Below are 19,969 nucleotides of genomic sequence, written 5' to 3' on the forward strand. Positions count from 1 at the left end.
ATGGCCATGCTTCCCTGTCAATTGCCATCCCCGACTGTCAATGATCGTCACCTCCCGTATGTGCCGTGCAACTGGAAAATTGCGCGCCCGCATCAATCTGTGTGTTGGCTCTCAGGTGGATGGTAGAGGGGTCGGGGTCAGGTGAAGGCAGCCGCAAATCTCGAATAGCATCTAGCGTGCGCTGAGTGGGGTGCCAACCCCAGCGAATGAAGAATCGCGTGAGGTCGTGCTGCGCAGCCAGTGCGGTGGTGACCATAAAGTAATGGCGATATTGAGCATCACCCTGGCCGGAGTCACTGTTGCCATTCGCACGGGTTTCGCGGTGGAGCCTATGAAAGAAGGCGTCACCGTAAGCTATGCGCAGCTGTTCCCACATGACAAGACAGACGTAGGGGCCATTATCTTCAAACTTTTTGTTCGGATCAGTATTGTTTAAGAAGGCATGAGCCTCGCTGTCATAACGCACGGCGCTAGAGGGTTTATCTTGTGAGCGCTCAACCGCAAGAGAAAATATATTGACAGAATTTTCCGTCAACGCATTAGCGCTCCAAGCAATTTGTTGCTGCATATGACCCAACTCATGCCAGACGCCCCATTCGCCGCGCACACCCTCGGGCGTCAATAACGAACTGCCGTATTGCGGTAGGCTTATTCGAAAGTGAGTCGCGTTAGGATTACCACTTTCTTTCTCCGAGACCAATATGCGCAGCGGACTTGGCCGGGCTTGATCCGCACCCTCACCAATTGCGCCAATTTCATTTTCAACTCTCAGAATTTCTTTGTATTCATCTAATACTTTCGAGGGGTCGTAATCCTTAAATTCATAGGCCGTCTCCCACCACGCGGTTAGAACGACTTTATCACTGATGAGCTGCACTGGCGCTCGTCCTTTTGCTCTGGCCGCCTCAAGCATCTGGCCCCACTGACCAGCGGAGGTTTCACCTTGTATAAATACAGGTACTCGATGCGAAAGAGCGACGCATTCAAAATTGCACGTTACCTCCTCGGCAGCCGGGGCGAGCTCGTCAGGTATTACCCGCAACCACAGCAACCCTCCTTCCGGGTCGCTTATCATCCCGGGGGATTCGAGCACTTCATAGGTACGAGGATCTTCAGTCTCCGCGCCTTGTGTATTGAAGCCGGGAGTTCCGACCATGAAATGCATTTTGACGTTTGCCCTGGGCGGCATCGAGAAGTGATACATGACATAACCTCCGGGTTCAATGAAGATGCCCGTTGGCTGAAAGTCAGCGTAACGAAACCAGCGCCCATACACCCTTCTATCTGTATCGGCCGAAGGTAGAACTTTGAAATTCGTGAGTGCAGTCGAAACCGCAGATTGCTCCTCGCCTGGCAACGGGTTATTTTTCATAATGGCCCCTTTAAACGGTTGCACCAATTAGGTACGAACAACGTTATGGCGGGACCTAGAGGTGGTCAACTAGCATAAATGACAGGCGTTATTGATAGCCAACTACAGTCATACCGGTGTCAAACACTCCGGCGCGTCCAGCTTCGGGTCATTGACGAAATTCGCCAGCGCACGTTCCCGTAGCGTGGCTGGTGGGCTGGCGAGCAGCTCATGCAAACGCGCCAGCGGCGTGTCAGGGTCCAGCCAAGCAGCCTGCCCCGCCTCATCCAGGATCAGCGGCCGACGCTGGTTCATCGCCGCCTGGGTCACTACCGCACAGCTCAACCACACCTGGTCCTGGACCGGATAAGCCTCCCATATGGCCGCGAACCACAACGACGCGCCCTCCCCCGGCGTCAGCCAGTAAGGGCGCTTGCGTGCCGTGCCACGCCATTCGTAAAAGCCGTTGGCGGGCATCAGGCAGCGCCGCAGACGCAACGCTTCGCGAAACATGGGCTGCTCGGCCAAGGTTTCGGCCCGGGCATGCGCGGGGGTGCGTGAGAGGTCAGTGAGCCAGGCCGGGGTCAGGCCCCAGCGTGCCTTGGCCATTTGCATCTGGCCGTCGACCTGGCGCTGGATCAGCACCGAAGCGCCGGGCGCGATATTCCATTGCGCCGGCTGGCCGGCAGGAAAGCCTGGCAGGCTGGCAAGCGCCTGGGGCCAGCGAAACAGGGCATAGCGTCCACACATGGGCGAATTCAGAACCTAGCAGATCAAGGTACCGGGATAGCTCTCCGGTTCGTCGCCGACAAGCGGCTGGGCACCATTGTACGCATCGATCAGCTGCCGTGCGTACCCGGCCTGCTCGTCGGCCACCGCAAGCCCGAGCAAGCCTTGCATCGGCAACTCGCCCACACCGCCCATCAGGTCACGGCCTATCAGGTGCACCTCGATGCCCTCGCTGGCCAGCATGCCAGCGAGCATTTCTGCTTCCAGCAACGTTTCTGGTTCGTAGATCCGCCGCATCAGGCATCGTCCTCGCGTCTGACTTCAAGCATCCATTCGTCGCCGTGCACCTGCAGGATGAAAACCACCGGCTGACAACATACCTGGCAGTCTTCGGTATACATCTGGTCGCCACCGGAGATGTCCACGGTGGTTTCCACGCGCTCGCCGCAATAAGGGCAATCGTAGAAGTCGGTTTCCAGCATCGCGGCCTCCGCAGTGACTTATGCGTATAATTGCCGGTCTGTTTACAGGGCCTGCGTGTGTCCGAGCCGTTTTTCGGGCCCCACCCCTACCTTATTACCCTAGCCGTTTCCAACAAGAGAGCATGATGGGCGAATTCGATGCCATCCGACCGTACGACGATGCTGAGGTCCCTGCCGTGCTGGCACGCCTGCTCAGCGACCCGGCATTCCTCGATATCCTCACCCACTTCCGCTTCCCGCGCGCAGCCGGGGCATTCGGCTGGCTGCTCAAGCCGCTGATCGCCCGCCGCCTGCGCAAGGAGTTCGCCGGGGTCACCTGCGTGTCCACGTTGCAGGACAAGGTCGAATACTACGTCGACCACACCATCGAGCGCGCTACCGACGGGGTCACGTACACAGGCGTCGAGCAACTCAAATCCGGTACCGCCTATCTGTTCCTGGCCAACCACCGTGACATCGTCATGGATCCGGCCTTCGTCAACTACGCGGTGTACCACGCCGGCCTGCCGACGCCACGCATCGCCATTGGCGACAACTTGCTGCAAAAGCCATTCGTCAGCGACATGATGCGCCTGAACAAGAGTTTCATCGTCCACCGCTCGCTCAGCGGCCGGCGTGAAAAGCTCGCGGCCTACCAGTTGCTCTCGGCCTACATCAACCATTCGATCCGCAACGACGGTACCTCGATCTGGATCGCCCAGGCCGAAGGCCGTGCCAAGGATGGTGATGACCGTACCGACTCGGCCATCCTCAAGATGTTCCACATGAGCCGCAAGGACGAGCCTTTCGGTGCAGTGATCCAGGGCCTCAACCTCACCCCGGTGTCCATCAGCTACGAGTACGACCCTTGCGACCAGGCCAAGGCGCGCGAGCTGTATATCCGTGCGACCACCGGTACCTACCAGAAAGCGCCGGGTGAAGACGACAACAGCATTGCCAAAGGCATCACCGGCTACAAGGGCCGTGTCCATATCAACTTCGCCCCGCCGGTAACCGCGTTCTACGAGGACACCAAACAGCTGGCGCAGGAGATCGACCGGCAGATCCTGGGTGGCTACCGGTTGTTCCCGGTGCACTACCTGGCCTATGCAATGTGGGACGAAAAGGATGAGGCACTGCAGGTGCCGAGCGCCGAGAAGGTGTTCCCCGCAGAGGAGCTGGCAAAAGCCAAGGAAGAATGGCAACGCCGCCTGGACGCCTGCCCGCAGGAGCAGCGGCCATACCTGGTGTTGCAATACGCCACCCCGGTGCGCAACCAGTATCAGGTCAGGCAACAGGCACCGGTTGCCTGATCACAGGGGCCGCTTGGCGGCCCCGCAGGGTTCAGATCCAGGTACTGAACCAGGACAGCAGCAAGGCCATCGCCAGGCAGGAAAAGCCGAGAATGTAGTAATAGCGCGGCACCCGCTGCTCGAACGCATCCACCAGGCCTTCGTCCGCTGCCAGGCTCTCGCGGGTGATGGCCTGGCGACGCCGTGCACTGTGCAGCAGCAATCCGCCCGGGCAGGTCATCAACAGCGCCAGCAGATTGATCAGCTTGGTCGGATGGGCGGCCAGAACCCCCCAGAGCACTTGCAAGGACATCACGCAACCTCGGTCAGAACGTCAGCGAAGGCCGGCATTCTACCGAAGGCCGGCCCCGACGCCCGAAATTGGCGACAAAGTGTCACTAAATTTCATCTGTCACACGCTCGTCATAAGGGCAGGCCACCCTGTCGGCCTTTTCCCGAGCCGGAGCTTGTTCATGCTGCACGCCGAAAACCAGGATCGCCTCTATCTCGTTGCCCAGAGCGATGAACAGCAGGCGTTGATCGATGGTTTCGCCATCAATGTCCAGGACCGCCAGTGGCTGGTGTATTGCGCACTGGGCGGGCATGCGCATGAGCATTTGCCAGAGGTGGACCTGCTGACGGGCGTAAGCGTGCTGGACTTCCATTTCGACGCGGCCTGAGGCCTGTGCACGAGCAAAAAAAACCGCTGCCTGGCAAACAGGCAGCGGTTTTTTCTCGCTCCAGCGAAAAGCTTATTCGCCCAGCACCTGACCGATGGTCGGGTCCTTGAACAGGCGGGTCAACGCATCGCTCAGCACGTCACTCACCAGCTTGGTGTTGGTTTCCTGGTTGGGCGCCATGCCGAAGCGCTGGTCCAACGAGGCGCCATAGCGGCCGCTGTAACGGCGGTTGGCGTTCGACACATCGGCGCGGAAGGTGGCGCCGATGGTGGCTTCGGTCACGTACAGGTTGTCCTTGGGCGACTGGTACTTCAACTCGGCCAGGGTCACGGTCAGCTGCGGCGCATTGCCGGCGTTGGCCGTGGGGGTAAAGCCCAACAGGCGTACGGCGGCCTCGGCCTGGGCCTGCACTTTGGGCACGATGTCATTGCCACTGACACTGATAGTGCTGGTCTCGGGGTACATGCCACCACGAGTACCCAGGGACTGCGAAGCCCGGCCGTCCACTACCTTGACCACCACCGGCTGGCCGTGGCCGACCGGGGCGAGCTGGGCGTTGAGCTTGGGTTGCGGGCTGAGTTGTTGCGGGCTGTGGGCACAACCCACCAGGCTCAGGCTGGCCACGGCAAGCAAACCGAACAACAGACGTTGCAACATGCGTGTTTCTCCAGAAAATGCGGCGAAGGCTCACAGTATACCTAGCGGCAAGCTACAAGCGGCAAGCTAGAAGTAAAAGCCCGCGGGCGCCTTGTTGTGGCTTGCCGCTTGATACCAGGCGCGCCTGTCACACGCGGTTCATGGTCCGGCGGTTATCCTCGCCACAAGCCCTACCACACAGGACTCAACACCATGGCCTCGCTCTGGACCCTGCTCTTGCAACGCTCGCGCCACACGACCTATGCCCGCCTCGATGGCGACGGCATCTGCCTGGGGTTCAAGCAATGCAGCCAGCCACCCGGCAACAGCGGCTGGGTGCAGGTCACGGAAATCCAGCTTGCCTGGCTGGGCCGCCCGCTGCCCGCCAACGCCCGGGTTTGCGCCCATGCAAGCCGCCATTGGCAGCGGCGCACCCTGCCCGCCTGACAAACGCTGCAATAAAAAGCACGAATAACGACCTTTCTGCCCGCGACATCGTTATAATCTCCCCCCGATTATAAGGACGTCTCCTGATCGGGCCCCGCATTTGCCGTTTGACCCCGGCACCTTCACCGCTTCGCCCACAGAGAGCCTTCCACTCAGGTCTTGCATCGGCTGTCGTGCCTGCTTTTCCGGCCCTTCGCACTGCATGAACCTGTGGGTTGCCATCGCGCAGTCCCCTTTTGAGGTTCACGTCTCCAAAAGAGCGTGAAAAAAACGGTTTTCACAACTTCACGAGAGTGTGGCGAGCAAATGAACAGTCTGGCATGTGCAATAGCGACAGATGTGTCCCGAACGGCCCTGAACAGGCGGCTGATACGCTCATTTCACATGGGTGTCTGAATCCGTTCCATAACGCACGCACGACACCTTGACCATAAGTCGAATTGCCGCACCTGGGGCAAACGGCGTTCAATAGACGAACCCGAAGACTGATTTGGCGGTGTCCGCGGAAGTTGCAAGAACTGCGAAAAGTCGGACATGGCGATCCTGGCACCCCTGGGGTCCTATGCTGTCAATTAGGTAGCTGTAGATTGTGGAGACGCGTTAAATGGCGCAGAACGAATCGGTTGATGTAGTACTGGTAGGCGCGGGCATCATGAGTGCCACCCTGGCCGTACTGCTCAAGGAGCTCGACCCGACCCTGAAGCTTGAGGTCGTCGAGGCGATGGACTCCGGGGCCGCGGAAAGCTCCAACCCCTGGAACAACGCAGGCACCGGCCATGCCGGCCTGTGCGAGCTGAACTACACGCCCCAGGCCGCCGATGGCAGCATCGACATCAAGAAGGCCGTGCACATCAACACCCAGTTCGAGGTATCGCGCCAGTTCTGGGCTTACCTGAGCAAAAAAGGCAATTTCGGCCCGGCCCGTGCCTTCATCAACCCTGTCCCGCACCTGAGCTACGTCGAAGGTGACAAAGGTGTTGCCTTCCTCAAGAAGCGTTTCGAGCTGCTCAAGCAGCACCACGCCTTCGCCGAGATGGAATACACCGAAGACAAGGCGGTGATGAATGAATGGATGCCGCTGATGATGCCAGGCCGCCCGGCCGACCAGCATATCGCCGCCACCCGCGTGACCAAAGGTACCGACGTCAACTTCGGCGCACTGACCAACAAGCTGCTCAAGCTGCTGGGCGACTCGCAGAACGCGCAGGTCAAGTACAGCAAGAAGGTCGTTGGCCTGCGCCGTAATGGCGCGGGCTGGACCGTCAGCATCAAGGACGTCAACAGCGGCGGCAGCCGTGAAGTGGACGCCCGCTTCGTGTTCCTCGGCGCCGGCGGCGCGGCACTGCCGCTACTGCAACTGTCGGGCATCCCGGAAGGCAAAGGCTTCGGCGGCTTCCCGGTGAGCGGCCAGTGGCTGCGTTGCGACAACCCGGAAATCGTCAAGCAGCACCAGGCCAAGGTCTACAGCCAGGCCGCCGTTGGCGCGCCGCCGATGTCGGTGCCGCACCTGGACACCCGCGTGGTGGACGGCAAGACATCGCTGCTGTTCGGCCCCTATGCCGGCTTCACTACCAAGTTCCTCAAGCACGGCTCGTTGATGGACCTGCCACTGTCGGTGCGCATGGGCAACATTGGCCCTATGCTGGCCGTTGCCCGCGACAACATGGACCTGACCAAGTACCTGGTCAGCGAAGTGATGCAGTCGATGGAACAGCGCCTCGAGTCGCTGCGCCGCTTCTACCCGCAGGCCAAGGCCGAAGACTGGCGCCTGGAAGTGGCTGGCCAGCGCGTGCAGATCATCAAGAAGGATCCGAAAAAAGGCGGCATCCTGCAGTTCGGTACCGAGTTGGTGTCGGCACAGGACGGCAGCCTGGCAGCGCTGCTCGGCGCGTCCCCTGGCGCATCGGTGACGGTGTCGATCATGCTTGAGCTGATCGAACGCTGCTTCCCCGAGCAGACCAAGGGCGCCTGGGCCGCCAAGCTCAAGGAAATCTTCCCGGCTCGCGAGAAGACCTTGGCCACCGATGCAGCCCTGTACCACAAGATCAGTGCCGAGAATGATGAGGCGCTGGACCTGGTAGAGAACAGCCCGGCCAAGCATTACGCCTGAACCGGCTGAGACGAAAACGCCCCTTGGGGGTGTGCCTGTCAGTTAGGTGATCCAGGGCCGCTTTGCGGCCCATCGCCGGCAAGCCGGCTCCCACAGGGATCGCGCCAGCTTTTGAAGTTGAGCAAGACAGTTGTTGCTCAAAAAGTGCGCTGTCCCTGGGGGCATTACGCCTGAACAGGCTGAAACGAAAACGCCCCTTGGGGTTATGCCTGTGAGCTAGGTGATCCAGGGCCGCTTTGCGGCCCATCGCCGGCAAGCCGGCTCCCACAGGGATCGCGCCAGCTTTTGAAGTTGAGCAAGACAGTTGTTCCCACGGGTACAGCGCAAGGCTCGAGAACTGCGCGGTCATTGTGGGAGCCGGCTTGCCGGCGATGGGCTGCGTAGCAGCCCTGATCACACTAACTGTATGGCATCGCCGCTGGGGCGTTTTTTGTGCCTGGGGATCCGTCAGCCCCGGGCTTTTTCGATGATCTCGATGTACTCAGCCGCATTGCGCTGATCGGCGATCACTTCGACGAAGGTCTTGCCTTGTTCGTCTTTGCCATCCAGGTCCAACCCGGCTTCAACGAAGAACCCTACGAAACGCTCGAAATCGTCGACACGCAAACCGCGGTAAGCCTTGATCAGCTTGTGCTGAGCAGGTGAGGTCACACCATCCGCAGGCTCAAACTGAAGGAACGACTTGATATAGTCGTCGCTGATTTCGTCACCAATCACCTGCTTCTTGTCTTTGCGCATTGCCGGCTCCAACTGGACCATCACGAATTTTCGAAGGCCGGCAGTTTACCCCCCACACGCAGCACGTCTCAACGCGTACGTACGGTACCCGTGTGCAAGTCGGCCCAGACATGGCCGTTGGGGTAGGTCAGAAACTGTACATACACCGTCTCGTTGCGCAGCAGGTCCATCACCACTCGGTAGTCGCTGACCGGATAATTCAGGCTCAACGTACGGGTCTTGTCGTCATACACCGGCTTTTTCAGGCTCTTGCCCGCCTCGCCCTCGAAGGTGAGCAACACCTGGCTGAGGGTCGCTCCTTTACTCAGCGGCTTGCCTTTGAGGCGCATCTGCAAGGAGGCTGTGATCGGAATGGGCTGTTGGTCAGATTGGCGCTGCGCCCCAACCACTACCGAGTAGTCGGTGACCTGCAACAGTTGCTGGCCGGTCGGCGCTTCCTGGCGCAGGGCCTGGTCATCGGGCGAGAGAAACTGGCTGTGCAGCGGTGCGGCGGCAAGAGGCAGGCTGACCGCCAGCAACAGGGGAACAATCGCACGCATGTGAGGCTCCTTGGCATGAAGGCGCACTCTAGCACGCGCAACGACAGGGGCTGTCAATCGAACTGCGCGAGCATCCAGGCGTGATACTGGGCAACACCCTCTTCGCCTTCACGCGGCGCCCAAGGGGCATGCTCGCCGTCGACTAACGGCCGGTACGGGCCCGCCTTGCATTCGAACAGGATGCTGTCTGCCTCGAGCACCACCAAAGAATGGAAGATGCCCGGGCGCAGGTCCACGCCAAGGCAGTCGCCACCGGCCTCGAGCACGCGCTTGTCGATGACGGCACCCTGCTCATCGAACATCAGCAGCCCCAAGCGGCCTTTGAGCGCCAACAAGGTCTCGGCCTTGTCCTCGCTCAGGTGCCGGTGAGGCGCGATGTAGGTGGACGGCTGCAAGCCCACTGCCAAACGGTGACAGGGGTCCTGCATGTCATGGAAGTTGTGATGGTAGCGTCCACGCGGTGCCTCGGCGGCTTTTTGCGCCAGCCCGGCAAACAACGCTTGGTCGATGAAAGCAGGCTGGCTCATGATCACAGTCCCTTGACGGCGAAGATGCCGTTCGCGTTACGCCAGTAACCTTTATAGTCCATGCCATAACCGAAGATGTAGCGATCGATGCACGGCAGGCCCACATAGCTGGCCTTCAGATCCGGGCTGGCCTTGCGGTCATGGTCTTTGTCGATCAGCACCGCAGTGTGCACCGAGCGGGCGCCGGCATGCTTGCAGAACTCGATGATGGCGCTGAGGGTGTGACCCTCGTCGAGGATATCGTCGACGATCAACACGTCACGATCGATGAACGACACCTCAGGCTTAGCCTTCCAGAACAGCTCACCACCACTGGTCTGGTTGCGATAACGCGTGGCATGCAGGTACGAGGCCTCCAGCGGGAACTGCAGGTGGGTCAGCAGCTTGCCAGCGAAGATCAGGCCTCCGTTCATGACACAGAACACCACCGGGTTCTTGTCGTGCAGGTCTTTGCAGATCTGCTCGCCAACCTTGGCAATGGCCGCTTCGACTTCGGCTTCGTTGTACAGGCAGTCTGCCTCGCGCATGACTTGACGGATGTGCTCGAGATCAGCGGACATTGCGCTCTCCAGGGGGATTTTGGAAAAGCGGGCAAAGGTACGCATCCGCTCGTCACAGATCAAGCATTTATGGACTAACGTGCAAAAGGACTGCACGACAGCAAAGGCTGAATAGATTAATCTAGCGCGGTTTTTTTGCCCGCCTTTCGGAGCCCCCCTATGCCCACTCGTGAGATCCGCCACCCGCTGATCCGCCATAAGCTCGGCCTGATGCGCCGTGCCGACATCAGCACCAAGAACTTTCGCGAACTCGCCCAGGAAGTCGGCGCGCTACTGACCTACGAAGCCACTCAGGACCTGCCACTGGAAACCTACGAGATCGATGGCTGGTGTGGCAAGGTGCAAGTTGAAAAAATCGCCGGCAAGAAGATCACCGTGGTACCGATCCTGCGCGCCGGCATCGGCATGCTTGATGGCGTGCTCAGCCTGATCCCGGGCGCCAAGGTCAGTGCCGTGGGTGTCGCCCGCAACGAGGAGACGCTCGAAGCACACACCTACCTGGAAAAGCTGGCGCCGGACATCAACCAGCGCCTGGCGCTGATCATCGACCCGATGCTCGCCACCGGTGGTTCGATGGTCGCCACCATCGACCTGCTGAAAAAAGCCGGCTGCAAGGAAATCCGCGCCATGGTGCTGGTCGCAGCCCCAGAAGGTATCGAAGTGGTGGAAAAAGCCCACCCGGATGTGCAGATCTACACCGCCTCGATCGACCAGCGCCTCAACGAACACGGCTACATCGTGCCGGGCCTGGGCGACGCCGGTGACAAGATCTTCGGCACCAAGCAGAAGGACGCCTGACCATGCAGGACGGCTTCAACGACCCGCTCTGGCGCCAGGTCGTTTCGGGCGCGCAGATGCTCTTCGTGGCATTTGGCGCGCTGGTGCTGATGCCGCTGATCACCGGCCTGGACCCTAACGTCGCGCTGTTCACCGCGGGTATCGGCACCCTGCTGTTCCAGCTGGTCACCGGCCGTCAGGTCCCGGTATTCCTGGCCTCGAGCTTTGCCTTCATCACGCCCATCATCCTTGCCAAAGGCCAGTTCGGCCTGGCCGAGACCATGGGCGGCGTGATGGCCGCAGGTTTCGTGTACACCTTCATGGGCCTGATGGTGAAGATCAAGGGCACCGGCTTCATTGACCGCATGCTGCCACCCGTGGTGATCGGCCCGGTGATCATCTCCATCGGCCTGGCCATGGCACCGATCGCGGCCAACATGGCAATGGGCAAGGGCGGTGACGGCGCGGTACTCATGCCGTACAAGACCGCCATGCTGATTTCAATGCCGGCGTTGCTCACCACCCTGATCGTGGCGGTGTTCGGCAAAGGCATCTTCCGCCTGGTGCCGATCATCTCCGGGGTACTGGTAGGGTTTGCCCTGGCGTTCGCCTTTGGCGTGGTCGACACCGCCAAGATTGCCGCCGCGCCTTGGCTTGAGATCCCCAACTTCACCGCACCAGCGTTCAACTGGCAGGCCATCCTGTTCATCGTACCGGTAGCCCTGGCCCCGGCGATCGAGCACATCGGCGGCGTGATCGCAGTCGGCAGCGTGACCGGCCGCGACTACCTGAAGAAGCCTGGCCTGCACCGCACCCTGCTCGGTGACGGCCTGGCCACCACGGCAGCAGGCCTGTTCGGCGGCCCACCCAATACCACGTATGCCGAAGTGACCGGCGCCGTGATGCTGACCAAGAACTACAACCCGAAGATCATGACCTGGGCGGCGATCTTTGCCATCACCCTGGCCTTCATCGGCAAGTTCGGCGCGTTGTTGCAAAGCATCCCGGTGCCGGTGATGGGCGGCATCCTCTGCCTGCTGTTCGGCTCGATCGCAGCGGTGGGCATGAACACCATGATCCGCCACAAGATCGACCTGGGCGAAGCACGCAACCTGGTGATCGTGTCGGTGACCCTGGTATTCGGTATCGGCGGCGTGCTGATCGGCAGCGGCGACGGCCCAGATGATTGGGGCCTGAAGGGCATCGCCCTGTGCGCTATCGTGGCCATTGCCCTGAACCTGATCCTGCCGGGCAACGATGGCTGGAAGAAAGAGAAGCTGGATGTGTAGAAGCGGCCTCGCGTCGCTAAAGGGCCGCTAAGCGGCCCTTTTTCATTCACGCCTTTTCACACATCTGCGCCAGCACCCTCACCCACTCCGGGTGATCATTCAGGCACGGCACCAGGACCAACTCTTCGCCCCCCGCCTCGATGAACTGCTCCTTGCCGCGATCGCCAATCTCCTCCAGCGTCTCGATGCAATCGGCCACGAATGCAGGGCACATCACCAGCAGCTTTTTGGCACCGGCCTTGGCCAGCTCATCCAGACGCGTCTCGGTATAGGGTTCGATCCACTTGTCCCGCCCTAACCGCGACTGGAACGAGACAGACCACTTGCCGTCCGGGATACCCATCCTGGTGGCGAACGCCTTGGCCGACGCCAGGCATTGCCCGCGGTAGCACACCGCGCGCACTTCGGCGCTGGCGTCCTTGCAGCAATCCGCTGCCCGCAGATCATGCTTGCTGCCAGGCATGAGCTTCTTCAGGTGCCGCTCCGGCAAACCATGGAAACTCAGCAACAGGTGGTCATAGTCCTGTTCAAGATAAGGCCGGGCGCTGGCCACCAGGGCATCGATGTATTCAGGGTGGTCGTAGAACGGTTGCAGCACACGCAATTGCAAAGGCAAGGCGCGTTCGGCGACAGTCTGGTTGGCCTGCGCCACCACCGTAGTCACCGTACTGTCAGCGAATTGTGGGTAAAGCGGCGCCAGCGTCACGGTGCGCACACCTTGAGCGGCAAGGCGCTCGAGCACCTGCGGCAGTGCCGGCTCGCCATAACGCATGGCGATTTCCACCGGGCCGTGGGGCCAGTGCTCGACCATCGCGGCCTGCAGCCGACGCGTCAACACCACCAGGGGCGAGCCCTCATCCCACCAGATCGAGGCATAGGCGTGGGCAGACTGCTCCGGGCGCTTGATCAGGATCAGCGACACCAGCAAGCGCCGCAACGGCCATGGCAGGTCGACTACGTAGGGGTCCATCAGGAACTGATTGAGGTAGCGGCGCACATCGGCTACCGATGTGGAAGCCGGAGAACCCAGGTTGACCAGCAACAGCGCGTGATCGGTCATGCAGCGTCCTATGTCAGAGGCGCTTGGACAGGTTGTCCAAGGCCGATTGCAGATCGTTGAAACGGAAGGTGAAGCCTGCGGCCAGCAAACGCACAGGCCGTGCCCGCTGGCCACCAAGCAACAGCGTCGACAGCTCGCCCAGGCCCGCCTTCAGCAGCAGACCGGGTACCGGCAACAGCGCCGGCCGGTGCAGCGCACGCCCCAGGCGCCGGGCGAATTCGCGGTTACGCACAGGCTCTGGCGCGCAGGCATTATAAGGACCGCTGGTGTCCTTGTGCCGTAACAGAAAATCTATCAGGGCAACCTGGTCGTCTATATGCACCCAAGGCATCCACTGCCGGCCATTGCCCAATGGGCCGCCCAGCCCCAGCTTGAACGGCAGGCGCAGGCGCGACAGGAAGCCCCCATCGCTGGCCAGCACCAGCCCCGTGCGCACCAACACCACGCGCAGCCCAAGGGCCTGCGCACGCTGCGCGGTTTCTTCCCACGCGATGCACAGTTGGCTGGCGAAATCCTCGCGTACCGGCGGCGAAGCCTCGGTCAATTCTCGCTCACCGCCATCGCCATACCAGCCCACCGCCGAACCAGAAATCAGCACTTCGGGACGTTGCTCGCGGGTCTCAAGCCAGGCCAGCAATTGCTCGGTAAGGCTGATACGGCTGGCCCATAGCACATTGCGCCGTGACGCAGTCCAGGGCCGGTCGGCAATCGGTGCGCCGGCCAGGTTGATCACGGCGTCCACGGGCTCGTCTGCGGCCAGCTCTTCCAGCCGGGCAACCCCTCGCACCCCGCTGCCACACAGGCGCGCAACCTGGTCGGGGCGCCGGCTCCACACGGTCAGGCGATGACCTTGGGCGAGCCAGAACGGGCAAAGATGCTGGCCGATCAAGCCAGTGCCGCCTGTCAGCAATATATGCATGGCTGTGTCCTCACAGAGTGCGGCGATGGTCTATTTTTACAGCAAGGCACTTTTTTAACCCAACGCTCTCAGATAAACATAGGCCAACCTGCCCTAAGAAGCGGTATAACCTTATACAGATTTTAAGCATTGTACAGGTTTGCCTGACAGCGTAGTCTGCTTACAGCAAGGTTCGAAGAGGCCATCATGACAGTACCTATTGCCATCATCGGTGCCGGTATCGCCGGCCTTTCCGCTGCCCAGGCCCTGCAGAAGGCCGGGCAATCCGTTCACCTGTTCGACAAAGGCCACGGCAGTGGCGGGCGCATGGCCAGCAAACGCAGCGAGGCCGGAGCGCTCGATCTGGGTGCCCAGTACTTCACCGCGCGCGACCGGCGCTTCGTCGAGCAAGTGCAGCAATGGGTGGCCGCCGGCTGGGCCGAACAGTGGAAGCCGCAGCTGTACAACTACCGTGACGGTGAACTGACGCCCTCCCCCGACGAACAGACGCGCTGGGTCGGCGTGCCGCGCATGAGCGCGATCACCCGCGGCATGCTAAAGGACGTCACGGTCAACTTCGGTTGCCGCATCGCCGAAGTGTTCCGCGGCAAGCAGTACTGGCACCTTCAGGACACCGAAGGCTGCAGCCATGGCCCGTTCAGCCGCGTTGTGATTGCCGTCCCCGCGCCGCAAGCCACGCCGCTGCTGGCCGCGACCCCCAAACTGGCCGCTGTGGCAGCGGGCGTGGTGATGGAGCCCACATGGGCCGTTGCCCTGGCTTTTCAGACACCGCTGGACACCCCGATGCAGGGCTGCTTCGTACAGGACAACCCGCTCGACTGGTTGGCCCGCAACCGTAGCAAGCCAGGCCGCGATGAGCAGCTCGATACCTGGGTACTGCATGCCACCTCCACGTGGAGCAAGCAGCACATCGACCTGGCCAAGGAAGAAGTGATCGAACAGCTTTGGGGCGAATTCGCCGAACTGGTCGGCTGCGTGGTGCCCGCACCGTCCTTCTCCGTGGCGCATCGCTGGCTGTATGCGCGGCCCGCCGGCAGTCACGAATGGGGCGCGCTGGCCGATGCCGACCAAGGGCTCTATGCCTGCGGCGACTGGTGCTTGTCTGGCCGCGTGGAAGGCGCCTGGCTCAGCGGTCAGGAGGCGGCCCGACGCCTGCTGGAGCATCTCGAATAAGCAAAACTGCAAAACTATACAAAAATACTAGTTTGCATAAGTTTGTGGCTGTGCTGGAATAACCTTGTACACGCGCGATTCCATGTACAAGTTTTCGGAGGCAGCCATGCACGATCCATCCGCCCAGCGTAAGCCCCGCATTGCCATCAGCTCATGCCTGACAGGCCACAGTGTGCGCTACAACGGCGGGCACAAGTCGTCCGATCTGTGCCGTACCCAGCTGGAAGAACATTTCGATTGGCGGCCGGTCTGCCCAGAAGTCGCCATCGGCCTGGGCGTGCCCCGCGACCCGATCCGCCTGGTCGGTGACCCCGAACACCCCGCGGTGGTCGGGACACGCAACCCTGGCATGGACTTCACTGGCCCACTCGCCAGTTACGGCGAACAGATGGCCGATGAGCTGGATGATATCTGCGGCTACATTTTCATGCAGAAGTCGCCGTCCTGCGGGCTGGAACGGGTCAAGGTCTACCAGGATAACGGTCACCCGGCAGTACAGGGCGGCAGGGGCGCCTATGCAGCGGCCTTCTGCGCCCGTCGCCCGGACCTGCCGGTGGAGGAAGAGGGTCGCCTGCACGACCCGGTATTGCGCGAAAACTTCATCAGCCGCGTCTACGCCTATGCGGACTGGCAGCATCTGCTGGCCGAGGGTTTGAGCCGTGGCGCACTGGTGCGCTTCCATTCGCGCTACAAGTACCTGCTCATGGCCAACAACCCGCAGGCTTACCGGCAGCTTGGGCGCCTGCTTGGCAGCATGAGCCGGGACGACGACCCTGAGGTCATCGGGCCCCGCTATTTCAGCCAGTTGATGCAGGCGCTGCGTCGCTGCGCCAGCCGCGGCACCCATGGCAACGTTCTGCAGCACCTCAGTGGCTATTTCAAAGACGCATTGACGCAGCAGGACAAGGCCGAGCTGAAACACATCATCGACCAGTACCAGCAAGGGGTCGTGCCGCTGGTGGTGCCGCTGACCTTGCTCAAACACCATTTGCGCAAGCACCCAGACCCGTACCTGCTGCAGCAGGCCTACCTGCAGCCACACCCCGACAGCCTGGGGTTACGTAATGCAGTCTGAAACGCCCATGCCCATCGGTGAACTGGCCCGGCGCACCGGCGTGAACCCAGTCACCCTGCGCGCCTGGGAGCGGCGCTATGGCCTGCTGAAGCCACAACGGACCGCCAAAGGCCACCGCTTGTATGGCCGCGATCAGGTCGAACGGGTCCAAGCGATCCTGGCGTGGCTGGAACGGGGCGCATCGGTCGGCCAGGTGCGTGAGTTGCTCGACAAACCACCCGGTGCTGCCCCGCAAGGCGACTGGCAAACTCGCCAGCAACAGTTGATCGAGGCCATCGCCAACCTGTCCCAGCGCAGCCTCGACCAGCAGCTGAACCAAGCCATGGCGCTGTACCCTGCCATCACCCTGTGCGAGAAATTGCTGCTGCCGTTGCTCGATAGCCTGGCGCAGCGTTGGTGCAATTACTTCAATGCCAGGCTTGAGCAGGTGTTCTTCCACACGTGGCTGCGCAGCAAGTTGGGGGCGCGGGTCTACCACGACAATCAATCACTGCACGGCCCTGCCGTGCTGCTGGCCCAAGACAGCGAGCACGCCTTCGACCCCAGCTTTTGGCTTTCTGCCTGGTTGCTGAGCAGCAGTGGCATCCCCGTCGAAGTGCTGGAATACCCCGTGAGCGGGGTGGAGTTGCAGCGCGCCGTCACCGCTCTGCAACCTCGCGCCCTGCTGCTGCACCTGGGCCCGCGCATCGAAGGCAGGGCCCTGCTGCGCACCCTGCAGGGCATAGCAGGCACGAAGCTGCTGGGCGGTGCCACGATTTCCCTCCATCAAGCTCAACTGCAAGCCTTCGGTCTGCCCGAGCTTTTCCTGTTCGATACCCCGCAGGCGGCATTGCGAACGCTGCAAGGCAATGACCGCCCGCCTGTAGAGTAGATACCCCATGCAATTGATCTGGCTGCGCAGCGACCTGCGCGTCAACGACAACACTGCCCTTAGCGCCGCCTGTGAACGCGGCCCTACCGTGGCCTTGTGGCTGGCCAGCCCAGGCCAATGGCAGGCGCACGACGACGCTGCCTGCAAGGTCGACTTCTGGCTGCGTAACCTGCGCGACCTGCGAAAGTCACTCGAGGGCCTCAATATCCCGCTGCTGGTCCGCAGGATCCACACCTGGGATCAGGCGGCGCAAACGCTGCTTGACGTATGCCGCCAGCACAAGATCGAAGCGGTGCACTGGAACGATGAGTACGGCATCAACGAGAACAGCCGCGACCAGGCGACCCGGGCGCTACTGGAAGCTTCCGGCGTTCAGGCCCACAGCTACCTCGACCAGCTGCTGTTCCGCCCTGGCACCGTGCTGACCCGCAGTGGGGATTACTTCCAGGTCTTCAGCCAGTTCAAGAAAGTCTGCCTGGAACACCTGCACCGAAGCCTGCCGTCGCAAGCGCCTCGGGTAAAAAGGCAGGCGGCGGTGGACGTCGCCAGCGACCCCATCCCACAACACATCGAAGGCTTTGACAAACCACCGCGTGCACTGAGCGAACACTGGCCTGCTGGCGAGGACGAAGCGCACGCCCGGCTGTCACGCTTCGTGGATGAAACCATCGAGGATTACCATCACCTGCGCGACCTGCCGGCTAAACCGGGTACCAGCCAACTTTCGGCTTACCTGGCGGCCGGGGTGGTCTCACCCCGCCAGTGCCTGCACGCCGCACTGGCGAGCAACCGCGGCGAGTTCGACAGTGGTAGTACTGGCACCCAGACCTGGATCAACGAATTGCTCTGGCGCGAGTTCTACAAACATATCTTGACCGGTTATCCACAGGTGTCACGCCACCGAGCATTCCGCACACACACTGAGGCGTTGCCCTGGCGCGATGCCCCTGCCGACCTTGAGGCCTGGGAACAGGGACGTACCGGATTCCCGATCATCGACGCGGCCATGCGCCAGTTGCTGCACACCGGATGGATGCACAATCGCCTGCGCATGATCGTCGCCATGTTCCTCAGCAAGAACTTGCTGATCGATTGGCGCAAGGGCGAACGACATTTCATGCGCCACCTGATAGACGGTGATCTTGCCGCCAACAATGGTGGCTGGCAGTGGAGCGCGTCCACGGGCACGGACTCGGTACCTTATTTTCGTATCTTCAACCCCATTTCGCAGTCGCAACGGTTCGACCCAGAAGGGCACTTCATTCGCCACTGGGTACCCGAGCTGCGCGGTTTGGATGAAAAAAGTATCCATCAGCCTACGCAAAATAAGGATCTTTTCGCCGATAATTCGTACCATCGTCCTATAGTTGACCTAAGTAGTAGTCGCCAGCGTGCACTGGAGGCCTTCAAGGGGTTGTCGCGTAGTTAGGGTGAGGGGTCCGTGCATTGAATCATCCGCGATTTTTCTGGGTTACGGGGGCCGGCAGCGGCCTGGGACTGGCGTTAGTGGAACAGCTGCTCGGGCAAGGGCACCGGGTAGCGGCAAGTGGCAAGGACTGCCAAGCGCTCGATAGCTTGGCAGCGCACCATGGCAGCCGTATGTTGCGCCTGCCATGGCAGTTGCATGACGAAGACCAGGCAGCCAATGCCTGCCTTCAGCTTTGCCATACCTGGGGCTCGCTGGACAGCCTGATCATCAATGCCGGGGCCAGCGATTACCTGCCGGATACGGTATCGGCCACAGACGTGTTCGAGACGATCGTCAGCAGTAATCAGCTGGCGGCCGAGCACTGTATGGGCAAGGTATTACCGTTGCTGATCAAAGGCGACAAGCCGCAGGTAATGGCGATCTTCAACCGTTATTCAGCCCTGCAGCTGTATGCGCCCACCCAAGTCACAGCAGGCTGGAACAACACACCGCAGTGGTTTCGCGAGGCGCGCCAGTCGCTGAAAAATGAAGGTATTGACCTGACAGTGGTGGCGCCGCAATCGCTGAAGACGCCAGTCACGTCAGCGATGGCCTACCCAGAAGAGTGGACGCCAGAGAGCGCGGCACAAGAGCTGCTGCGACGCTTGCCACTGCGCGAGCCGGAGCTCGTGCTGGAGGTCACGAACCCCAGCAGCTTGTGGCCGTTGTCACGCTAAGTGATGGGGCGATTGCCATCCCCTTCGCGGCCCCGCAAAGTGGATGGCAAGACAACTTCACAGTGCCATGCGGTAATGCAGGCTGTAGCTCTCGACCCCATCATTGGGCTGTTTGATGCCGGCATTGGAATAGTGGATTGCCCGCACGCCAATCTCATGCCCACCCGCAAAACGCAGCCCGAAACCGATGCGGTCTTCGAACTGGAATGACGAGCCCAACTCGTTGCTTTCAAGTTCGGTGCTGGAAAATGCAGCCACACCGATCCCTGCTTCGATGTAGGGCTTCACCGACTCACCGGCGAACTCGTAGACGAATACAGGTGCGAAAGACAGGCTGTGGTTGCTCGCCGTCTCGTCGCCGTCCCAATAGGTGTAAGCACCGTCCCAATAACCCGTCAGCCGACCGACGCTCGTCTGCCACCAGCTGGCATCCCAGTTTGACTGCAGACCCAGGCGGTAAACTTGGGTGGAGTCCCCCGTCTGCCCCACCGATAACGAAACATCGGCAGCATGCACCGCCGCGACTTGTCCCAAAGTGATGGCGGCAGCCGCCGCCAAGCCGAGCAGTTTCCTCATGAGAAACATCCTTC

General features: G+C 61.1%; 24 protein-coding genes. 11 read left to right on the top strand and 13 right to left on the bottom strand.

The window, feature by feature from the left end; all coding sequences use genetic code 11:
* Positions 1–37: 37 nt before the first annotated feature.
* From OSW16_RS22875 to OSW16_RS22890, 4 genes are all read right to left on the bottom strand, one after another.
* On the bottom strand, positions 38–1,372 hold the full coding sequence (locus OSW16_RS22875) for a M60 family metallopeptidase (protein WP_267818719.1): 1,335 nt from the start codon (positions 1,370–1,372) through the stop codon (positions 38–40).
* A gap of 108 nt (positions 1,373–1,480) precedes the next feature.
* Positions 1,481–2,101 carry an SOS response-associated peptidase gene (locus OSW16_RS22880; protein ID WP_267818721.1) on the bottom strand — a complete coding sequence of 207 codons (621 nt, stop codon included), beginning with the start codon at positions 2,099–2,101 and terminating at the stop codon, positions 1,481–1,483.
* 15 nt (positions 2,102–2,116) lie between these two features.
* Positions 2,117–2,377, bottom strand: coding sequence for a putative signal transducing protein (locus OSW16_RS22885; protein ID WP_115273872.1), 261 nt, complete (start codon positions 2,375–2,377; stop codon positions 2,117–2,119).
* Positions 2,377–2,562 carry a CPXCG motif-containing cysteine-rich protein gene (locus OSW16_RS22890; protein WP_012316238.1) on the bottom strand — a complete coding sequence of 62 codons (186 nt, stop codon included), beginning with the start codon at positions 2,560–2,562 and terminating at the stop codon, positions 2,377–2,379. Before OSW16_RS22890 ends, OSW16_RS22885 begins: the two co-directional genes overlap by 1 nt.
* 122 nt (positions 2,563–2,684) lie before the next feature.
* Here OSW16_RS22890 and OSW16_RS22895 point away from each other — a divergent pair, with 122 nt between their 5' ends.
* Positions 2,685–3,854, top strand: coding sequence for a 1-acyl-sn-glycerol-3-phosphate acyltransferase (locus OSW16_RS22895; protein WP_241806340.1), 1,170 nt, complete (start codon positions 2,685–2,687; stop codon positions 3,852–3,854).
* Between the two features lie 31 nt (positions 3,855–3,885).
* Here OSW16_RS22895 and OSW16_RS22900 read toward each other — a convergent pair whose 3' ends face one another.
* Positions 3,886–4,146 (bottom strand): hypothetical protein, encoded by a 261-nt coding sequence (locus OSW16_RS22900; RefSeq protein WP_267818727.1) that lies wholly within the window; start codon positions 4,144–4,146, stop codon positions 3,886–3,888.
* A 160-nt stretch (positions 4,147–4,306) separates the two neighbouring features.
* On the opposite strand from OSW16_RS22900, the gene OSW16_RS22905 reads away from it, so the two are divergent.
* On the top strand, positions 4,307–4,513 hold the full coding sequence (locus OSW16_RS22905) for a hypothetical protein (RefSeq protein WP_267818729.1): 207 nt from the start codon (positions 4,307–4,309) through the stop codon (positions 4,511–4,513).
* Between the two features lie 72 nt (positions 4,514–4,585).
* Here the strand turns inward: OSW16_RS22905 and OSW16_RS22910 are convergent, their stop codons facing one another.
* Positions 4,586–5,170 carry a YajG family lipoprotein gene (locus tag OSW16_RS22910; RefSeq protein WP_241806337.1) on the bottom strand — a complete coding sequence of 195 codons (585 nt, stop codon included), beginning with the start codon at positions 5,168–5,170 and terminating at the stop codon, positions 4,586–4,588.
* 192 nt (positions 5,171–5,362) lie between these two features.
* On the opposite strand from OSW16_RS22910, the gene OSW16_RS22915 reads away from it, so the two are divergent.
* Positions 5,363–5,596, top strand: coding sequence for a hypothetical protein (locus tag OSW16_RS22915; protein ID WP_267818731.1), 234 nt, complete (start codon positions 5,363–5,365; stop codon positions 5,594–5,596).
* A 604-nt stretch (positions 5,597–6,200) separates the two neighbouring features.
* Positions 6,201–7,706 (top strand): malate dehydrogenase (quinone), encoded by a 1,506-nt coding sequence (gene mqo, locus OSW16_RS22920; RefSeq protein ID WP_267818733.1) that lies wholly within the window; start codon positions 6,201–6,203, stop codon positions 7,704–7,706.
* A 447-nt stretch (positions 7,707–8,153) separates the two neighbouring features.
* Here mqo and OSW16_RS22925 read toward each other — a convergent pair whose 3' ends face one another.
* The 4 genes from OSW16_RS22925 to OSW16_RS22940 form a co-directional block, all read right to left on the bottom strand.
* The gene (locus OSW16_RS22925; protein ID WP_267818735.1) at positions 8,154–8,444 is read right to left on the bottom strand and encodes a PA4642 family protein; all 291 of its coding nucleotides are present in this window, start codon (positions 8,442–8,444) and stop codon (positions 8,154–8,156) included.
* Between the two features lie 68 nt (positions 8,445–8,512).
* Positions 8,513–8,983 carry a hypothetical protein gene (locus tag OSW16_RS22930; protein WP_267818737.1) on the bottom strand — a complete coding sequence of 157 codons (471 nt, stop codon included), beginning with the start codon at positions 8,981–8,983 and terminating at the stop codon, positions 8,513–8,515.
* 53 nt (positions 8,984–9,036) lie between these two features.
* Positions 9,037–9,510 carry a WbuC family cupin fold metalloprotein gene (locus OSW16_RS22935; RefSeq protein ID WP_267818739.1) on the bottom strand — a complete coding sequence of 158 codons (474 nt, stop codon included), beginning with the start codon at positions 9,508–9,510 and terminating at the stop codon, positions 9,037–9,039.
* 2 nt (positions 9,511–9,512) lie between these two features.
* On the bottom strand, positions 9,513–10,070 hold the full coding sequence (locus OSW16_RS22940) for a hypoxanthine-guanine phosphoribosyltransferase (protein ID WP_012316248.1): 558 nt from the start codon (positions 10,068–10,070) through the stop codon (positions 9,513–9,515).
* A gap of 159 nt (positions 10,071–10,229) precedes the next feature.
* Here OSW16_RS22940 and upp point away from each other — a divergent pair, with 159 nt between their 5' ends.
* Both upp and OSW16_RS22950 read left to right on the top strand, forming a co-directional pair.
* Entirely contained in the window at positions 10,230–10,868 is a 639-nt protein-coding gene (upp, locus tag OSW16_RS22945) for a uracil phosphoribosyltransferase (protein ID WP_011532223.1), read from the top strand.
* Between the two features lie 2 nt (positions 10,869–10,870).
* A complete protein-coding gene (locus OSW16_RS22950; RefSeq protein WP_241806331.1) occupies positions 10,871–12,136 on the top strand; it encodes a uracil-xanthine permease family protein in 1,266 nt (421 codons plus the stop codon).
* 46 nt (positions 12,137–12,182) lie between these two features.
* Here OSW16_RS22950 and hemH read toward each other — a convergent pair whose 3' ends face one another.
* Together hemH and OSW16_RS22960 are read right to left on the bottom strand one after the other, a co-directional pair.
* Positions 12,183–13,196, bottom strand: coding sequence for a ferrochelatase (hemH, locus tag OSW16_RS22955; protein ID WP_241806330.1), 1,014 nt, complete (start codon positions 13,194–13,196; stop codon positions 12,183–12,185).
* Between the two features lie 13 nt (positions 13,197–13,209).
* The gene (locus OSW16_RS22960) at positions 13,210–14,115 is read right to left on the bottom strand and encodes a TIGR01777 family oxidoreductase (RefSeq protein WP_241806329.1); all 906 of its coding nucleotides are present in this window, start codon (positions 14,113–14,115) and stop codon (positions 13,210–13,212) included.
* Between the two features lie 186 nt (positions 14,116–14,301).
* On the opposite strand from OSW16_RS22960, the gene OSW16_RS22965 reads away from it, so the two are divergent.
* The 5 genes from OSW16_RS22965 to OSW16_RS22985 all read left to right on the top strand — a co-directional run bounded on the left by OSW16_RS22965 (position 14,302) and on the right by OSW16_RS22985 (position 19,379).
* Positions 14,302–15,288 (top strand): NAD(P)/FAD-dependent oxidoreductase, encoded by a 987-nt coding sequence (locus OSW16_RS22965; RefSeq protein WP_012316253.1) that lies wholly within the window; start codon positions 14,302–14,304, stop codon positions 15,286–15,288.
* Positions 15,289–15,394: 106 nt separating this feature from the next.
* A complete protein-coding gene (locus OSW16_RS22970; protein WP_267818746.1) occupies positions 15,395–16,363 on the top strand; it encodes a YbgA family protein in 969 nt (322 codons plus the stop codon).
* Positions 16,353–17,234, top strand: a complete 882-nt coding sequence (locus OSW16_RS22975; RefSeq protein ID WP_267818748.1) for a MerR family transcriptional regulator — start codon at positions 16,353–16,355, stop codon at positions 17,232–17,234. The genes OSW16_RS22970 and OSW16_RS22975 overlap by 11 nt, the downstream gene beginning before the upstream one ends.
* Before the next feature lie 7 nt (positions 17,235–17,241).
* Positions 17,242–18,663: a deoxyribodipyrimidine photo-lyase gene (gene phrB, locus OSW16_RS22980; RefSeq protein ID WP_267818750.1), complete on the top strand. Its 1,422-nt coding sequence runs from the start codon at positions 17,242–17,244 to the stop codon at positions 18,661–18,663.
* Positions 18,664–18,680: 17 nt separating this feature from the next.
* Positions 18,681–19,379 carry an SDR family oxidoreductase gene (locus OSW16_RS22985; protein WP_267818752.1) on the top strand — a complete coding sequence of 233 codons (699 nt, stop codon included), beginning with the start codon at positions 18,681–18,683 and terminating at the stop codon, positions 19,377–19,379.
* Between the two features lie 57 nt (positions 19,380–19,436).
* Here the strand turns inward: OSW16_RS22985 and OSW16_RS22990 are convergent, their stop codons facing one another.
* The gene (locus OSW16_RS22990; protein WP_267818754.1) at positions 19,437–19,955 is read right to left on the bottom strand and encodes an acyloxyacyl hydrolase; all 519 of its coding nucleotides are present in this window, start codon (positions 19,953–19,955) and stop codon (positions 19,437–19,439) included.
* Between the last annotated feature and the right edge of the window lie 14 nt (positions 19,956–19,969).

This window comes from Pseudomonas putida (assembly GCF_026625125.1).
Lineage (GTDB): Bacteria > Pseudomonadota > Gammaproteobacteria > Pseudomonadales > Pseudomonadaceae > Aquipseudomonas > Aquipseudomonas putida_X.

Excerpts from the sequence above, each read along its gene's own strand:
- OSW16_RS22875 (WP_267818719.1), bottom strand. The coding sequence starts at position 1,372 with ATGAAAAATAACCCGTTGCCAGGCGAGGAGCAATCTGCGGTTTCGACT.
- OSW16_RS22880 (WP_267818721.1), bottom strand. The coding sequence starts at position 2,101 with ATGTGTGGACGCTATGCCCTGTTTCGCTGGCCCCAGGCGCTTGCCAGC.
- OSW16_RS22885 (WP_115273872.1), bottom strand. The coding sequence starts at position 2,377 with ATGCGGCGGATCTACGAACCAGAAACGTTGCTGGAAGCAGAAATGCTC.
- OSW16_RS22890 (WP_012316238.1), bottom strand. The coding sequence starts at position 2,562 with ATGCTGGAAACCGACTTCTACGATTGCCCTTATTGCGGCGAGCGCGTG.
- OSW16_RS22895 (WP_241806340.1), top strand. The coding sequence starts at position 2,685 with ATGATGGGCGAATTCGATGCCATCCGACCGTACGACGATGCTGAGGTC.
- OSW16_RS22900 (WP_267818727.1), bottom strand. The coding sequence starts at position 4,146 with ATGTCCTTGCAAGTGCTCTGGGGGGTTCTGGCCGCCCATCCGACCAAG.
- OSW16_RS22905 (WP_267818729.1), top strand. The coding sequence starts at position 4,307 with ATGCTGCACGCCGAAAACCAGGATCGCCTCTATCTCGTTGCCCAGAGC.
- OSW16_RS22910 (WP_241806337.1), bottom strand. The coding sequence starts at position 5,170 with ATGTTGCAACGTCTGTTGTTCGGTTTGCTTGCCGTGGCCAGCCTGAGC.
- OSW16_RS22915 (WP_267818731.1), top strand. The coding sequence starts at position 5,363 with ATGGCCTCGCTCTGGACCCTGCTCTTGCAACGCTCGCGCCACACGACC.
- mqo (WP_267818733.1), top strand. The coding sequence starts at position 6,201 with ATGGCGCAGAACGAATCGGTTGATGTAGTACTGGTAGGCGCGGGCATC.
- OSW16_RS22925 (WP_267818735.1), bottom strand. The coding sequence starts at position 8,444 with ATGCGCAAAGACAAGAAGCAGGTGATTGGTGACGAAATCAGCGACGAC.
- OSW16_RS22930 (WP_267818737.1), bottom strand. The coding sequence starts at position 8,983 with ATGCGTGCGATTGTTCCCCTGTTGCTGGCGGTCAGCCTGCCTCTTGCC.
- OSW16_RS22935 (WP_267818739.1), bottom strand. The coding sequence starts at position 9,510 with ATGAGCCAGCCTGCTTTCATCGACCAAGCGTTGTTTGCCGGGCTGGCG.
- OSW16_RS22940 (WP_012316248.1), bottom strand. The coding sequence starts at position 10,070 with ATGTCCGCTGATCTCGAGCACATCCGTCAAGTCATGCGCGAGGCAGAC.
- upp (WP_011532223.1), top strand. The coding sequence starts at position 10,230 with ATGCCCACTCGTGAGATCCGCCACCCGCTGATCCGCCATAAGCTCGGC.
- OSW16_RS22950 (WP_241806331.1), top strand. The coding sequence starts at position 10,871 with ATGCAGGACGGCTTCAACGACCCGCTCTGGCGCCAGGTCGTTTCGGGC.
- hemH (WP_241806330.1), bottom strand. The coding sequence starts at position 13,196 with ATGACCGATCACGCGCTGTTGCTGGTCAACCTGGGTTCTCCGGCTTCC.
- OSW16_RS22960 (WP_241806329.1), bottom strand. The coding sequence starts at position 14,115 with ATGCATATATTGCTGACAGGCGGCACTGGCTTGATCGGCCAGCATCTT.
- OSW16_RS22965 (WP_012316253.1), top strand. The coding sequence starts at position 14,302 with ATGACAGTACCTATTGCCATCATCGGTGCCGGTATCGCCGGCCTTTCC.
- OSW16_RS22970 (WP_267818746.1), top strand. The coding sequence starts at position 15,395 with ATGCACGATCCATCCGCCCAGCGTAAGCCCCGCATTGCCATCAGCTCA.
- OSW16_RS22975 (WP_267818748.1), top strand. The coding sequence starts at position 16,353 with ATGCAGTCTGAAACGCCCATGCCCATCGGTGAACTGGCCCGGCGCACC.
- phrB (WP_267818750.1), top strand. The coding sequence starts at position 17,242 with ATGCAATTGATCTGGCTGCGCAGCGACCTGCGCGTCAACGACAACACT.
- OSW16_RS22990 (WP_267818754.1), bottom strand. The coding sequence starts at position 19,955 with ATGAGGAAACTGCTCGGCTTGGCGGCGGCTGCCGCCATCACTTTGGGA.